Annotated in this window: 16 protein-coding genes; 1 reads left to right on the top strand and 15 read right to left on the bottom strand. The window is 56.1% G+C overall.

Annotated features, from left to right (window positions below; all coding sequences use genetic code 11):
• Nucleotide 1 precedes the first annotated feature (1 nt).
• The 15 genes from hisP to K6R05_RS05910 form a co-directional block, all read right to left on the bottom strand.
• The gene (gene hisP / locus K6R05_RS05980; protein WP_161733387.1) at nucleotides 2-775 is read right to left on the bottom strand and encodes a histidine ABC transporter ATP-binding protein HisP; all 774 of its coding nucleotides are present in this window, start codon (nucleotides 773-775) and stop codon (nucleotides 2-4) included.
• Nucleotides 776-783: 8 nt separating this feature from the next.
• Nucleotides 784-1,500: an ABC transporter permease gene (locus K6R05_RS05975; RefSeq protein ID WP_033733383.1), complete on the bottom strand. Its 717-nt coding sequence runs from the start codon at nucleotides 1,498-1,500 to the stop codon at nucleotides 784-786.
• Nucleotides 1,493-2,182, bottom strand: a complete 690-nt coding sequence (locus tag K6R05_RS05970; protein WP_033733384.1) for a histidine ABC transporter permease HisQ — start codon at nucleotides 2,180-2,182, stop codon at nucleotides 1,493-1,495. The genes K6R05_RS05975 and K6R05_RS05970 overlap by 8 nt, the downstream gene beginning before the upstream one ends.
• Before the next feature lie 185 nt (nucleotides 2,183-2,367).
• On the bottom strand, nucleotides 2,368-3,150 hold the full coding sequence (gene argT / locus K6R05_RS05965) for a lysine/arginine/ornithine ABC transporter substrate-binding protein ArgT (RefSeq protein WP_222925187.1): 783 nt from the start codon (nucleotides 3,148-3,150) through the stop codon (nucleotides 2,368-2,370).
• Nucleotides 3,151-3,409: 259 nt separating this feature from the next.
• Complete coding sequence (locus tag K6R05_RS05960; RefSeq protein WP_013358589.1) at nucleotides 3,410-3,979, bottom strand: UbiX family flavin prenyltransferase; 570 nt, start codon at nucleotides 3,977-3,979, stop codon at nucleotides 3,410-3,412.
• A gap of 113 nt (nucleotides 3,980-4,092) precedes the next feature.
• Nucleotides 4,093-5,610 carry an amidophosphoribosyltransferase gene (purF, locus tag K6R05_RS05955; RefSeq protein WP_013358590.1) on the bottom strand — a complete coding sequence of 506 codons (1,518 nt, stop codon included), beginning with the start codon at nucleotides 5,608-5,610 and terminating at the stop codon, nucleotides 4,093-4,095.
• A gap of 37 nt (nucleotides 5,611-5,647) precedes the next feature.
• Nucleotides 5,648-6,133: a colicin V production protein gene (cvpA, locus tag K6R05_RS05950; protein ID WP_003854265.1), complete on the bottom strand. Its 486-nt coding sequence runs from the start codon at nucleotides 6,131-6,133 to the stop codon at nucleotides 5,648-5,650.
• A 264-nt stretch (nucleotides 6,134-6,397) separates the two neighbouring features.
• Nucleotides 6,398-7,180 (bottom strand): cell division protein DedD, encoded by a 783-nt coding sequence (gene dedD / locus K6R05_RS05945; RefSeq protein WP_161733393.1) that lies wholly within the window; start codon nucleotides 7,178-7,180, stop codon nucleotides 6,398-6,400.
• A complete protein-coding gene (gene folC / locus K6R05_RS05940) occupies nucleotides 7,170-8,438 on the bottom strand; it encodes a bifunctional tetrahydrofolate synthase/dihydrofolate synthase (RefSeq protein ID WP_222925186.1) in 1,269 nt (422 codons plus the stop codon). The genes dedD and folC overlap by 11 nt, the downstream gene beginning before the upstream one ends.
• 94 nt (nucleotides 8,439-8,532) lie before the next feature.
• On the bottom strand, nucleotides 8,533-9,447 hold the full coding sequence (gene accD / locus K6R05_RS05935; RefSeq protein WP_222925185.1) for an acetyl-CoA carboxylase, carboxyltransferase subunit beta: 915 nt from the start codon (nucleotides 9,445-9,447) through the stop codon (nucleotides 8,533-8,535).
• A 144-nt stretch (nucleotides 9,448-9,591) separates the two neighbouring features.
• Nucleotides 9,592-10,254: a DedA family protein gene (locus tag K6R05_RS05930; protein ID WP_033783739.1), complete on the bottom strand. Its 663-nt coding sequence runs from the start codon at nucleotides 10,252-10,254 to the stop codon at nucleotides 9,592-9,594.
• A gap of 29 nt (nucleotides 10,255-10,283) precedes the next feature.
• Entirely contained in the window at nucleotides 10,284-11,087 is an 804-nt protein-coding gene (gene truA / locus K6R05_RS05925) for a tRNA pseudouridine(38-40) synthase TruA (RefSeq protein WP_222925184.1), read from the bottom strand.
• A 2-nt stretch (nucleotides 11,088-11,089) separates the two neighbouring features.
• Nucleotides 11,090-12,097, bottom strand: coding sequence for an aspartate-semialdehyde dehydrogenase (locus K6R05_RS05920; protein WP_161733401.1), 1,008 nt, complete (start codon nucleotides 12,095-12,097; stop codon nucleotides 11,090-11,092).
• A gap of 302 nt (nucleotides 12,098-12,399) precedes the next feature.
• Nucleotides 12,400-13,533: a 4-phosphoerythronate dehydrogenase PdxB gene (pdxB, locus tag K6R05_RS05915; protein ID WP_161733403.1), complete on the bottom strand. Its 1,134-nt coding sequence runs from the start codon at nucleotides 13,531-13,533 to the stop codon at nucleotides 12,400-12,402.
• A 55-nt stretch (nucleotides 13,534-13,588) separates the two neighbouring features.
• Nucleotides 13,589-14,368 carry an AraC family transcriptional regulator gene (locus tag K6R05_RS05910; RefSeq protein WP_161733405.1) on the bottom strand — a complete coding sequence of 260 codons (780 nt, stop codon included), beginning with the start codon at nucleotides 14,366-14,368 and terminating at the stop codon, nucleotides 13,589-13,591.
• 108 nt (nucleotides 14,369-14,476) lie between these two features.
• On the opposite strand from K6R05_RS05910, the gene K6R05_RS05905 reads away from it, so the two are divergent.
• On the top strand, nucleotides 14,477-15,376 hold the full coding sequence (locus tag K6R05_RS05905; RefSeq protein WP_222925183.1) for a DMT family transporter: 900 nt from the start codon (nucleotides 14,477-14,479) through the stop codon (nucleotides 15,374-15,376).
• The last annotated feature ends 91 nt before the right edge of the window (nucleotides 15,377-15,467 follow it).

Below are 15,467 nucleotides of genomic sequence, written 5' to 3'. Positions count from 1 at the left end.
GTTACTTCAGTGATCCCTTGAGGAACTGCTGTAAACGCGGACTTTTCGGGCTGCCGAACACCTCCGCAGGCGGACCCTGCTCTTCGATTTTTCCCTGATGCAGGAAAATCACGTGATTTGAGACGTGACGGGCAAACTCCATCTCGTGGGTCACCACCACCATAGTTTTTCCTTCTTCCGCCAGCTTCTGCATGATGCGCAGTACTTCCCCGACCAGTTCCGGATCAAGCGCCGAAGTGGGTTCGTCAAACAGCAACACTTCTGGCTCCATCGCCAGCGCGCGCGCAATCGACACACGCTGCTGCTGACCACCAGAAAGGTGCACCGGATATTTTGCCTGCGCCCGCGCATCAATCCCGACTTTATCGAGGTATTTGATGGCACGCTCACGCGCCGCCGCTTTGCTCAGCCCCAGCACCTGAATCGGCGCTTCCATCACGTTTTCCAGCACGGTCATGTGACTCCACAGATTAAAGTGCTGGAACACCATGGTCAGGCTGGTACGTAACGCGCGCAGCTGCTCTTTGTCAGCCACTTTGAGCTGACCATCTTTGTCACGGACTAAGGTAATTTGTTGGTTATTCACCATGATGCTGCCTTCACTCGGTTTTTCGAGGAAGTTAATGCAGCGTAAAAAGGTACTTTTCCCTGAACCGGACGATCCAATGATACTAATCACATCGCCCGCTTTAGCAGTTAACGAGACCCCTTTCAGCACTTCATGTTCACCGTAACGTTTATGCAATTCGGTGACGCTTAATTTATTGTCAGCCATAGTTCTTCTCAATGCGATGAAGAGGGTTTCACGTGGGCCAGCCAGCGACGTTCCGCCAGGCGGAACAGGCTGATCAACACGTAAGAGATAATCAGGTACAACACAGCCGCCAGACCAAAGGCGGTAAACGGCTGATAGGTCGCCGAGTTAATATCCCGCGCGATTTTCAGCAGATCCGGCACGGTGGCGGTGAAGGCCAGCGCCGTGGAGTGCAGCATCAGAATCACTTCGTTGCTGTAGGCCGGCAGTGCCGTACGCAGCGCCGATGGCAGGATAATGCAGCGATAAAGTTTAAAAGTAGAGAAGCCGTACGCCCGTGCCGCCTCAATTTCACCGTGTGGCACCGAGCGAATCGCACCGGCAAAAATTTCCGTGGTGTAGGCGCAGGTGTTGAGGGTGAAGGCGAGCAGCGTACAGTTCAGACCACTGCGGAAAAAGGCATTCAGCAGTTCAGTGCCTTTCACAATCTCCAGCGTGTACATGCCGGAGTAGAACACCAGCAGCTGCACATAGAGCGGCGTGCCGCGAAAGACGTAGGTAAAGAGCCAGACCGGAAAGCTGATAAAACGGTTTGGCGAAACCCGGGCTATCGCCAGCAGAATGGCCAGACAGCCGCCAATGGTGACGGAGAGAATTAACAGCCACAGGGTGATAGCCACACCGGTAAAACGATAGCCGTCCGTCCAGAGCAGCGATTTCCAGTATTCCTGAATAATCTCAATCATAACTCGCCCTCTTCACACCGACCGTATAGCGGCGGTTCAGCCACCACAGCACGCCGTTCGACAGCGTAGTGAACACCAGATAGATCACACCGGCGACAATGGCGAAGTAGAACGGCTGCCAGGTACTTTTCCCCGCCAGCTGCGTTGCCTTCACCACATCTTCCAGCCCCAGCAGCGAAACCAGCGCGGTAGCTTTCAGGATCACCTGCCAGTTATTTCCGATGCCCGGCAGCGCATAGCGCATCATGGCCGGAAACAGAATGCGGCGGAACACCTGCGCGCCGGTAAAGCCAAACGCAGTAGCCGCTTCAATCTGCCCTTTTGGCACCGCCATAAAGGCGCCACGGAACGTTTCGGTGAAGTAAGCACCATAGATAAAGCCGAGCGTGATGATACCAGCAACCATCGGGTCGATATCAAACTGCGCCATGCCCAGTGCGTCGGTGACCTGGTTGAGGACAATCTGCAGACCATAGAAGATCAGCAGCATGAGTACGAGGTCTGGCACACCACGAATCAGCGTGGTGTAGCCTTCAAAAATCATCGCCAGTGGCCGGCTGCGCGACAGTTTCGCGCCTGCGCCTATCAGGCCCAGCAGCACTGCCAGCACGACGGAGGTGAGCGCCAGCTCCAGCGTCACCAGCGTGCCCCGGAGAATTACATCAGAATAGCCATACAGCATCGAGAGGGTCCTGTCGTGGGGTGAAAACGAAACGCTGCCCGCCAGTGATTGACGGGCAGTTTAGCCTTACCTCTCCTGTGTGAATGCCATACGCCAGAAAGCCTGTCCGGTTTCCGCGCCAGGCAGAACCAGCTCAGGCCCGACACAACGGCAGCCGGGTCACAGCGGGTAAAGCGACAGGATGATTAGTCGCCGTACACATTGAAATCGAAGTATTTCTTCGCAATCTTGTCGTAAGTGCCATCTTTACGTATATCAGCAAAAGCTTTGTCGATGGCGGCTTTCAGTTCGCTGTCATCTTTACGCAGTCCCATGCCGGTACCGACGCCAAAAATCTTGTCATCTTTCACGGCCGGACCCGCGAAGGCGTAATTTTTACCGACCGGCTGCTTCAGGAATCCTTCGCTGGCCTGCACTTCATCCTGGAAGGCAGCATCAATACGACCGGCATTCAGATCCTGATAGACCAGATCCTGGTTAGCATAAGGCGTAACGTTCACCCCTTTTGGCCGCCAGTTCTGATTGGCGTAGGTTTCCTGGGTGGTGCCCTGCAGCAGACCGATGTTTTTGCCTTTCAGCGACTCAATGGTCGGCTCAATTTTCGATCCCTTCGGTGCGACTAAACGCGCGTTCGCCGCATAGAGTTTTTCCGAGAAGGCGATCTCTTCCTGACGTTTTGCTGTGATGGAAAGTGAGGAGATGATGGCATCAATTTTCTTCGCTTTCAGCGAGGGGATTAGCGCATCAAAGTCGCTTTCAACGTAGGTACATTGGGTATGAATGCGTTTACAGATTTCGTTAGCGAGGTCGATATCGAAGCCTACTAACTTGCCTTGCGCGTCTTTCGACTCAAACGGTGGGTAAGTTGGATCTGTGCCGATACGGATTGAACCCGGAACTGCCGCAAAGACGCTGGCAGCACTGGTTAAGCCCAGCATCAGGGAAAGAGCCAGAACACGCTTTTTCATAGATTACCCTCAAGTGAAGTGCTTTTTGTTATGTGGTTCGTGATGTGTTTGCGCAAAGTAATTTGCATGTTTCATGCCAGTTCTGCAAGTTATCCACGCCGTTAACGTGATGACAGACAGGCGAAAACGCTGAGTTTGTGAGGGGAATATAGCAGTGAAGTAAACGAGAAAAAGCGACGTTGTTAACTTTTGGTGCGTCAAATGCACGAAGAGTGATCCGAGGCGCGCTTATGCACTAAATAAGTGCGCCAGGGGAACTTTATGCACCCTGCCAGCGCATAAAGAGATCTTCCGGTAATTCGATATCGAACTGATCGATTACCCGATTAACAGTCTGGTCGATGAGCTGATCGATGGTTTCAGGCCGATGATAAAATGCCGGCACGGGCGGCATGATAATGGCACCCAGTTCGGCCGCGGTGGTCATCATCCGCAGGTGGCCGACATGCAGCGGGGTTTCGCGTACGCACAACACCAGCTTACGCTGCTCTTTTAACACTACGTCAGCCGCACGGGTCAGCAACGAGTCACTGTAACTGTGGACGATGCCAGAGAGCGTTTTCATTGAGCAGGGTAAAATCGCCATGCCCAGCGTTTTAAACGATCCAGATGAGATATTTGCTGCAATATCGCGCACGTCATGCACCACATCGGCCAGCGCCTGCACGTCACGCAGCGAATAGTCGCTCTCCAGCCCCAGCGTCTGACGCGCCGCCTGACTCATGACCAGATGTGTTTCTACCTCTTCCACCTGCTGCAACACCTGCAGCATGCGCACGCCATAGATCACCCCGCTTGCGCCAGAGATGCCAATGATGAGTCGTTTCATATTCCAACCTTATGTCAGCCAATGGGCCATCATACGCGGCCAGCGGGTTTCTGAAAACAAACAGGGCGGGATTGCTCCCGCCCTGTTTTATGCTGCCCGATTATGGGTGGATATCAGCCTTCGTTGTGCAGCTCAAGGTTTTCGACTTCGTTCTGGCGCTGAAGCGCTTTGGCATCGTCATTACGCAGCGACTCCAGATACTCCAGATACTGCTGGTCGACATCTTTCGTCACGTAAATGCCGTTGAACACCGAGCACTCAAATTGTGCAATGTCCGGATTCTCCTCACGCACCGCTTCGATCAGATCGTCGAGGTCCTGGAAAATCAGTGCATCGGCTTTAATCAGCTGTCGAATCTCTTCGACTTCGCGGCCGTGCGCAATCAGTTCCGTGGCGCTCGGCATATCGATGCCGTAGACGTTCGGGAAACGAATTTCCGGTGCCGCTGAGGCCAGGTAAACCCGTTTCGCACCCGCTTCACGCGCCATCTCAATGATCTGCTCTGAGGTGGTACCGCGTACGATAGAGTCATCCACCAGCAGCACATTTTTATCACGGAATTCAGCGCGGTTCGCGTTGAGCTTGCGGCGCACCGCGCTGCGGCGTAACTGCTGGCCTGGCATGATAAAGGTACGACCAACGTAACGGTTTTTCACGAAGCCCTGGCGATAAGGCTTGTCAAGAATACGGGCGATTTCCAGCGCGATATCGGTAGAGGTTTCCGGAATCGGAATCACGACGTCGATATCGAGATCTTCCCACTCGCGGGCAATTTTCTCGCCCAGCTTGGTGCCCATGCGGACACGGGCGCTGTAGACCGAAATCTTGTCCAGGAAGGAGTCCGGACGCGCAAAGTAGACATACTCGAACAGGCACGGATTGCTTTTTGGGTTTTCAGCACACTGACGGGTCGAAAGCTGGCCTGCTTCAGTGACATAAACCGCTTCACCCGGAGCAACGTCACGGATGAACTCAAAGCCCAGCGTATCCAGCGCGACGCTCTCGGAGGCGACCATATATTCGGTGCGGCCATCGGCGATAACGCGCTTGCCCAGCACCAGCGGACGGATGCCGTTAGGGTCGCGGAAGGCCACCATACCGTGGCCGATAATCATCGCTACGACGGCGTAGGCACCGCGCACCTGCTGATGTACGGCAGCCACCGCAGCAAAAATGTTGTCAGCTTCCAGCGGATCGTTCTGGAAACGATCTAACTCCTGCGCAAAAATATTCAGCAGGATTTCAGAATCTGAAGTGGTGTTAACGTGGCGGCGACCCTTTTCAAACAGGTGCTTACGCAGCACATGTGCGTTGGTCAGATTACCGTTGTGCGCCAGGGTGATGCCATACGGGGAGTTTACATAAAATGGCTGCGCTTCAGAGGCACTTGAGCTGCCTGCGGTGGGATAACGCGCGTGACCGATCCCCATATTGCCCTGCAGTCGCTGCATGTGGCGTGCTTCGAAAACGTCGCTGACCAGGCCGTTTGCCTTTCGCAGGCGAAAACATTTCAGCGCATCGATAGTACAAATGCCTGCGGCATCCTGCCCGCGGTGCTGGAGCACCGTTAACGCGTCATAGATCGACTGGTTGACCGGCATGAAACCGGTGATACCGACAATACCGCACATGTTGTCATTTCCTCATTTAGCCGCACACCCGGTCACATCACCGGGGTAAAAAACTCGACGTGCTTTTCAGGTAATCAAAGAACCACCTGATGATATAACTGAACTCGGGAATGAGTTGAGACTGTTGCCAGTCCGGACTTTTGGAAAAGCCAGTGAATGTATCAAGGAAGAACAGCAAAGCGGCTACGATCAGCACACCACGCAACGCCCCGAAACAGACGCCCAACACCCGGTCGGTTCCCGACAGGCCGGTTTTTTCTACCAGCGTGCCGATAACGTAGTTCACAATGGCACCCACAATCAGCGTCGCCACAAACAGCACACCGATGGCAATACCGTTACGAACCAGTTCGTCGTCAAAACCTGTAAACCAGACTGCAAGGTAGGCGTAGTAATGACTGGCGACAAAAAACGCGCATCCCCAGGTAACAAGAGATAAGGCTTCCCGGACAAACCCACGAACCAGGCTGACCAGAGCCGAAAAACCAACTACCGCAATAATGACGTAATCAATCCAGATCATGAACTCTTCCAGCGCCAGTGCAATTGCACCCCTGCATCCAGTTCGGGGCGCATTCTAACAGAAAAAGAAAACGTTTGCGTAGCGGTTTTCTTTTTCTGCATCCATAAAAGCGGCGATGAAAAAAACTGCAATCGCCCGGGTGATTCTCAACCAGACAGCCCGTTGAAAATCTTCACTCTTTTTCGTGACAGCGCGCGTTAAGCGCGCTGTCTGCCCGGTAAAAGACGCTGCCTGTTACTGCTATCGGCAGCGCCAATCGCCGGTTTAACGGGCGCTATACGGTTTTACAACACCGCCCAGTCCTGAGATGCTTTTCAGTTCACCCACCGCGCCTTGCATTTTAGCTTTCGAGGCATCAGGGCCAACGTAGATACGGGTAATCTGACCCTGAACCGGCGTTGACGGCACGGTAAAGGCGCGATAGCCCGACAGCCGCAACTGCGCGACAATCTCATTTACTTTACTGGCGTTCTTCAGCGCACCTAACTGCACCACATAAGCCTGCCCCGCCGGAGCCGTGGTCTCTGCCACTTTTGGCGCCTCTTCCTGCTTTGGCTGCTCAACCGCTTTGGATTGCTCAACCGGCTTCGGTTTAGGCTGCTCCACGACTTTTGGCTTCTGCTGTTCAACCGGCTTCTGCTTAGGCTGCTCGGTGACTTTAGGTTTCTGCTGCTCTGCCGCTTTCGGCTTCGTCACCGTCTGTGCAGGCACAGACTGATGGACCGGCGGCGGCGAGACGACGACAGGATCGCTCTCTTCATACGGCTGCGTCCGTCCCTGCTCCGCCGTGGCGTTGGTTTTACCATTGCCATTGCTGCTATTGACGGCACTGCCTGCGCCTTCCGGCGGCTGAGCGGGCAGCGACTGGGTTACCGGCGGCACCATTTCGCTATCCTGCTGATCGTCAGGTTTCGGCACCAGCGGGATGGCGGCGAACTCCTCTTTGTAATGCTTTTTCTGACCATCCAGCAGCCCTGGCAACACAATCACGCCAACGGCAACCAGAATAACGGTGCCGACTAAACGGTTCTGAAACTTACTTGCCACGTCCTTTCTCCGTTTCAATCGATTCCATGACCTGTGCCACAGTGTGGAATGAACCACACACCAGCACAGTGTCCTGCGGCGCAGCCCGCTGGTGTGCCTGCTGCCAGGCGAGTTCAACCGAACCAAAGGTCTCGCCCTGCGGCAGCGCGTCCAGCAGTTGCTCTGCACTGGCACCGCGCGGACCGTCAAGCGGTGCACAGTACCAGGCATCAACTATTGGAGCCAATGCGGCGAGCGTTCCGGCGATATCTTTATCGTGCAGCATGCCCACGACGGCATGCACCTTGCCACGTTTCGGCAGGGCCGCCAGCCGCGACGCCAGATAGCCTGCCGCGTGCGGATTATGGGCGACATCCAGAATCACGCGCGGTGATTCACTGATAGTCTGAAACCGCCCTGGCAGCATCGCCAGCGGCAGGCTGGCGCGAATCTGCGCTTCACTGACCTCAAGCCCTGAAACACGCAGCGCCACCAGCGCGGTCGCCGCGTTAGGCAGCGGCACCTGAGGCAGCGGCAGATCGTTCAGCTCGCCCTGCACATCACGCAGCGACCAGCTTTCGGCCTGCGCATGCCAGGACCAGTCGCGGTTGCGCTGTAACAACTGAGCGCCTTTTTCCTGCGCGACCACAGCGATGCTGTGTGGCATATCGGGTTCACCGACTATCGCCGGTTTCCCCGCGCGGAAGACGCCCGCTTTCTCACGTCCGATGCTTTCGCGATCCGGTCCCAGCCAGTCGGTGTGATCCAGTGCAATGCTGGTGACTACGGCGACATCGGCATCCACGATGTTGGTGGCATCCAGTCGTCCGCCGAGGCCGACCTCGAGGATCACGACATCCAGCTGCGCCTGGCGAAACAGATTCAGCGCAGAGAGCGTACCGAATTCAAAGTAGGTCAGCGAAATATCAGCTCGTCCGGCTTCAATCTCCGCAAAGCTGGCGCAGTGCTGCGCTTCACTCAGTTCCTCGCCCTGAACCCGGACGCGTTCGGTATAGCGCACCAGATGCGGCGAGCTGTAGACGCCTACGCGATAGCCTGCGGCAATCAGCAGCGTTTCCAGGATGCGACAGGTGGTGCCTTTACCATTGGTACCGGCTACGGTAAAGACAAACGGAGCGGGTTTCAGCAGGTCGAGACGAAGTGCTACCTGACGAATACGGTCCAGACCCAGTTCGATGGCCTGAGTATGCAGGTGCTCAAGATAATAAAGCCACGTGGCCAAAGGCGACGTGGCTTGAGGAAGGTGAAGATTGTCCATATGTCCCGTTTTGCTTATTTATACCTGGCAGACTGGTGCTGCGGTATACGGTGCATTGGTAAGAGGCGCGACAGGCGCGCCTCTCTATCTCCTGTCAGGCCTCGTTGCTTTCCGATTCAGTCGTCGCAGGAGCGGACGGTTCACCGTCATGCAGCGGTGCCGGCAGGTTCATCATTTTGGCCAGCAGGCTTGCCAGTTTGTAGCGCATTTCCGGGCGGCGGATGATCATATCAATCGCGCCCTTCTCAATGAGGAACTCACTGCGCTGGAAGCCCGGCGGCAGTTTTTCACGCACTGTCTGCTCGATGACGCGTGGGCCGGCAAAGCCGATGAGCGCTTTAGGCTCTGCGATGTTGAGGTCACCCAGCATGGCGAAACTGGCAGAAACGCCACCCATAGTCGGGTCAGTCAGCACGGAAATATACGGAAGACCACGCTCCTGCATTTTTGCCAGTGCCGCACTGGTTTTCGCCATCTGCATCAGTGACTGCAGCGCTTCCTGCATACGGGCACCGCCACTGGCGGAGAAGCAGATCAGCGGACAGTTATCTTCCAGCGCCTGCTCAACTGCACGTACAAAGCGTGCCCCCACTACAGAGCCCATTGAACCACCCATAAAGGCAAATTCAAACGCTGCCGCAACAACTGGCATACTGTGCAGCTGACCTTTCATGACGATCAGCGCATCTTTCTCGCCGGTATCTTTCTGTGCTGCTACCAGACGATCTTTGTACTTCTTCGAATCGCGGAACTTCAGCAGATCTTTGGGTTCAAGTTCACTGCCAAGCTCAACCATCGTGCCCTGATCGAGGAAACTGCCGAGGCGCTCACGCGCGTGCATACGCATGTGGTGGTCACACTTCGGGCAAACCTCAAGATTACGCTCCAGCTCGGCGCGGTAGAGAACCTGCCCACAGCTGTCACACTTGGTCCAGACCCCTTCCGGGATACTGGCTTTGCGCACAGGCGTTCCGGTGCTTTTATTAAGAATGCGTTCAATCCAGCTCATTGATGACCTTTCTGTTTAAAACTGACCTGGTCCAGTCGTCTTGATACTGCTGAAAACCGCTTCAGCAGACGGTAAATGTCGCTCATTAAACCACAACCTGTTCAGACTGTGGATAAAAATCTGGTCTTACCCCTGAGCGAAGTCTTACGGCAGCTTCTGCTGCTTCGCCTGACGGCGATGACGCCAGACTTCAATCACACCCGGCAGAATCGAGACCAGGATAATGCCCACAATCAGCAGCTTCAGGTTTTCCTGCACCACCGGCAGATCGCCAAACAGGTAGCCGGCATAGGAGAACAGCAGCACCCATAACAGTGCACCCGTTACGTTGAACAGCGCGAAATGGCGATAGGACATATGGCCCATACCGGCAACAAACGGGGCAAACGTGCGGACAATTGGCACAAAGCGCGCCAGGATAATGGTTTTTCCACCGTGACGGGCATAAAACGCATGGGTTTTATCCAGATGACTACGACGGAAAATCTTCGAGTTCGGGTTACTGAACAGCCGTTCGCCAAACAGGCGGCCAATGGTATAGTTCACCGCATCGCCCAGCACCGCGGCCACCACTAACAACGCCACCATCACATGCACATTGAGATCGTTACCCGGCAGTGCAGCCAGTGCGCCCGCAACAAACAGCAGCGAATCGCCCGGCAGGAATGGCGTCACAACCAGCCCGGTTTCGCAGAACAAAATCAGGAACAAAATAGCGTAAATCCAGATACCGTACTGTGCAACCAGCTCGGCCAGATGCACATCGATGTGCAGAATAAAATCGACCAGAAAATGGAGAAACTCCATAGCGCGCCCTTTTAAGTCCTGAAAGTGAATTAATCCGCAAGGAACAACGGTCCCATCGACGGCTGTGGTAACGCAAAGTGGGGTGGGTAATCCACCGCCACCAGATACAACCCTTCTGCCCGGGCTGTGGCTGCGGCTAATGTCCGATCCTTCGCCGCCAGCAGCGTTGCCATCCATGACTCCGGCTTATTGCCGCAGCCTATCTCCATCAGGCTGCCCACGATATTGCGCACCATGTGATGCACAAAAGCGTTGGCTTTGATATCCACAATCACATAGGGACCCTGACGCATCACGTTGAGGTGAATCACGTTGCGCCAGGGTGTACGTGACTGGCACTGCACTGCGCGGAATGAAGTGAAATCATTCTCGCCTAACAAACATTGCCCGGCGCGCTGCATCTTCTCTGCATCCAGTGGATGGTAGAAGTGCGTCACGCCCTGTGCCAGCACCGCCGGACGCAGGCGCTGATTGTAGATCAGGTAGCGATAGCGTCGGGCCGTGGCGCTGAAGCGGGCATGAAATTCATCCGGCACCGCTTTCACCCAGCGCACTGCAATATCCGGCGGCAGATTGGCGTTGACGCCCAGCGTCCAGGCGCTATCAGGCCGCTGCGAGGTCGTCTCGAAATGGACCACCTGCCCCGTCCCGTGCACGCCCGCATCGGTACGACCAGCACAAAAAATGCTGACCGGGTGATCGGCGACCTTCGACAGCGCGCGCTCTACCTTTTCCTGCACGCTGCGAACTTCATTCTGGCGCTGCCAGCCGTAGTAACGGCTGCCGTCATACTCGATGCCGAGCGCCAGTTTTTTCGTCTGACCATCGGACATGGTTACAGATACTCCTGAACCAGTTTCTCAGCGGTTTTCACCGCCATCAGCGCGCCGCCAAAACGAATGTTGTCCGCCACTGACCAGAACTGCAGCAGCTCTGGAATACCGTAGTCGTTGCGCACAGCGCCGATGCTCAGTTCGCCGTTGCCTGAGGCATCCGTCACTGGCGTCGGCACGTCATCCTCTTCGCTCAGACGAATATCTGACGCCAGCGCCAGCTCGGCACGCGCTTCTTCCGCAGAGAGCGGGCGCAGGTTTTCGATATGCACAATCTGCGCGTTACCGTAGAACACCGGAGCCTGTACGCTGCTGACCGCAATGGGCAAGCCTTCGTCCTGCAGGACTTTGCGCACCTGATCAATCAGACGGCGTTCACTCTCCACGCTACCTTCTGCGTCGGCCTGTTGTGGCATCAGGTTAAACGCCAGCTGACGACCAAAGTGATGTTCATCAGCCGGAATACCGTTGAGCAGGCGGGCACTTTCCCCCGCCAGCGCATCGACTGCCACTTTGCCGTAGCTGGAAACCGAGATCAGATTCGTCACCTGTAAACGGCTCAGCCCGGCCGCATCTACCAGCGGTTTAATCGCGGTCAGCAACTGGCTCACCAGGTTGTCCGCCACGCTGATGATGTTGCGATTGCGATAATCTGCCAGCACCTGCGGATTCACATCCGGCACCACCAGCGGCACATCGGGTTCCAGCGCAAACAGCTCGCTGCTGTCGATCACCAGACAACCGGCATTGGCCGCTTCGTCGGCAAAACGTGCCGAAGCGTCACGGCCCGCGACGAAAAAGGCCAGCTGCGCCTGTGACCAGTCGAACGTCTCTGCATTATCGACCCGCACCGAGCGGCCTTCGAAACGTTTGATTTCACCCGCACTGTTTTCGCTGGCCAGCAAATATAATTCACCAACCGGGAACTGGCGTTCCGCCAGCAGTTCCAGTACAGCGTTCCCTACTGCGCCTGTCGCGCCAAGTAGCGCAATATTCCAGCCGTCAGACATGTTGGTTTACTCCAGACAATGACATAAAAACAGAAGGCGGTGATATTCACCGCCCAGGGATTCAGATTTATCCCCGTCGTCTTTCACGTTGCATCTTTGTTGGCTGCGTTCACTCACCCGAATCACTTACCTGAGTAAGCTCATCGGGATTCGTTCTCTTGCCGCCTCAATGCAACCCGAAATCCATTGGGTATATCCCCCCAGAACCCGCCGTCATGCAGACATGCCAGCAGCGCGCGCCTTCCGTTCACTGATTAATTCAGTGCGGAAACCGCGCCAGGGCGCCTGACCTTCAGCGCCCGCTATTCTGGGGAGTAGATTGCGTTAAAGCCCAGCTGGTTCAGCATCTCAGCCGTTGAGGCGTCATCGCAGCTTACCTGCAGCGAAGACCACTCGCGGCGCTCCAGATACTGCTTGCGCAGGCGATCAAACTCGCCGGGTTTCGCCGCCACTTTACGTAGCGGGGCATCATCGCGGCGCACATCATACACCAGATGCGCCAGACGTTTCAGTGTTGGCTGATCCAGCGAGCCATTCAGGGTAATTTCACTGAATTCCGGCTCCGGCAGTAAGGTGCTGAGTGGCACCTGCTGCGGCTGACCAATAAAGTCGCACCAGGCTTCAAAGACCTGAGTGGTGCCACGTGCTTTGCCTTCCAGCGTGTAGCCCGCGATGTGCGGCGTGGCGATGTCGACCTTATCCAGCAGCGCCAGCGAGAGATCCGGCTCCGGTTCCCAGACATCCAGCACTACGCTCAGGTCATGGCGCATTTTCAGCACCTCCAGCAGCGCGCTATTGTCCACTACCGGGCCGCGACAGGCGTTAATCAGGATGGTGTTGGGCTTCAGCGCCATCAGCAGCGCTGCATCCGCCAGATGCCAGCTTTTGTAGGGGCCGTCTTTAAACAGCGGCGTGTGGAAGGTCAGAATATCTGCCTGCGCTGTCACCGCCTCCAGGGACAGAAAATCGCCTTCGTCACCGCGATCGGCGCGTGGCGGATCGCACAACAGGGTTTTGATGCCCCAGGCCTCAAGACGCTTTTGCAGCCGCCCGCCGACGTTACCGACACCAACGATGCCGACTGTGCGGTCACGCAGCTCAAAACCATCGCGCTCCGCCAGCATCAGCAGCGCAGAGAAAACATATTCCACCACCGCAATAGCGTTACAGCCGGGAGCGGCTGAAAACGCAACGCCCGCCTGCTGCAGCCAGTTCTCGTCGATATGATCGGTGCCCGCCGTCGCGGTGCCGACAAACCTCACCGGTTTTCCTGCCAGCAGCGATTCATTCACCTGGGTGACGGAGCGCACCATCAGGCCATCGGCATCGGCCAGCTCAGCCACTGGCAGCGGACGCCCCGGCACCGCGACCACGACGCCGGTGCGACTGAATAACTCACGGGCATAAGGCATATTTTCATCGACCAGAATTTTCACCACGGCTTTCCTGTCTGTTACATGTGAGGCAATTATTCTGGCACAAAGCGACGCGTTAGCCTAACCGCGCACGGTAGCGATCGGGCGTGGTGCCTGCCTGTTGCTGGAACATCACAATCAGCGCCGAGGCGGAACTGTATCCCAGCTCATGGGCGATACTCTGCACGCTTTCTCCCTGCTCGAGCAGTACGATGGCGCGAAGATACCGCAGACGCTGCCGCCACTCACCAAACGTCATATGCAGATGCTGCTGGCAGCGCCGCGCCAGCGTCCGTTCGGTCGTAAAGACCCGCGCCGCCCAGCCCGCCAGCGTGGTGTTATCGCCCGGATGCGCTTCCAGCGCATGTAACACAGGCGCCAGAAATTTATCATCTGAAGTCGGCAGATAACTCTCCTGCACCTGCGCCAGCTTCAGGCGATCGCGCAGCACCTCGCACAGCCGCCACTGGGCATCCGTGGCGGGTTGCTCGATTTGCTGCTCAGCGAAATCGTCCATGATGGCGTGTGCAATGGGATCTATCAGCATCAGACAGGCGCGCCGGGGTAAGTCGGCGCAGAGCGGTGACGCCAGATTAAAGGTGCGAAACTGCGCCTGACGATGGTTATAGCTACTGTGCAGCTGACCCGGCGGGATCCAGACCGGAATATCGGCCGGCGTCAGCAAGCGCTCGCCCTCGACCTGCATCTCCAGGACGTGGCTTTTCACCATGATCAGCTGGCCCCAGGCATGCGCATGCGGCAGATATTCGGTGCGGGCATTGGCCTGTTCATAACGCATAAAGTAGCGTAACTGCGGCGCATTCACCGGCGGCTGGTAGGTCACTTTCAGGCTCATTCTGTCCGCTCATTCGCTCATTTTGTCCGATATTAACTATCTGGATAAATCCGGACAAGCGTACACTGCGCCTCATCAATGGCGTGTAATGACGTATGGAGAGTCAGCATGTTTTTCCTGTACCCGCTCTTTGCGGTGATGATCTGGTCGATCAACTCAATTGTCAGCAAACTGTCGGCCAGTGCGATCGATCCGGCAGCGATCTCATTCTATCGCTGGCTGCTGGCGCTGCTGGTACTTACTCCCTTTGTGCTGCCTGGCGTGTGGCGCTCGCGTAAGATCATCAAACCGCATCTGTGGCGGCTGGCGATCCTTGGGCTGCTCGGTATGGTGCTCTATCAGAGTCTTGCCTATTACGCGGCACATAGTGTCAGCGCACTGTTTATGGGCATTATTGGCGCGCTGATCCCGCTGCTCACCGTACTGCTGAGCGTGGTTATCCTTCGGATTGCGCCAACGCTCGGTATCCTGCTCGGCAGTATTCTCTCTTTTTGCGGACTCGTGTGGCTGGTCAGTCAGGGTGACGTGATGCAGTTGCTGAATCATGGCATGGGCAAAGGTGAACTGATGATGCTGGCCGCTTCCACCTCCTATGCGCTGTATGGCGTCCTGACGAAACGCTGGGCGCTGCCATTGCCAATCTGGCAGAGTCTCTATGTGCAGATCGTATTCGGCGTACTGCTGTTGCTGCCCGGCTTTTTACTGGCACCAGACGTGTCGCTTAACTGGCATAACCTGCCACTGGTAGCGTTTGCCGGGCTGTTCGCCTCCATCATCGCGCCTTTTTTGTGGATCCATGGCGTGCAGCGCCTTGGTGCCAGCACCACCAGCATCTTTATGAATCTGACGCCGCTGTTTACCGCATTGATCGCCGTGCTGTTTCTGCACGAGCAACTGCACAGTTACCACTGGATTGGCGGTGGTCTGACGCTGGGCGGTGTCATACTGGCGCAGCGACTGCGGACGCCGCTAACCCGGCACAAACCGGTCATTCAGCCACCATCCTGAATCATACCTTCTGCCGATTAAGGAGTCTGGCTGCGGTGAGTGAAGATGCAGCTAAAGAGGGTGGTAAATAAAGGCGGCTGAGGTTCACAAC

Source organism: Pantoea alfalfae (genome assembly GCF_019880205.1).
Taxonomy (GTDB): domain Bacteria; phylum Pseudomonadota; class Gammaproteobacteria; order Enterobacterales; family Enterobacteriaceae; genus Pantoea; species Pantoea alfalfae.
This window is presented reverse-complemented; position numbering and strand designations above follow the sequence as displayed.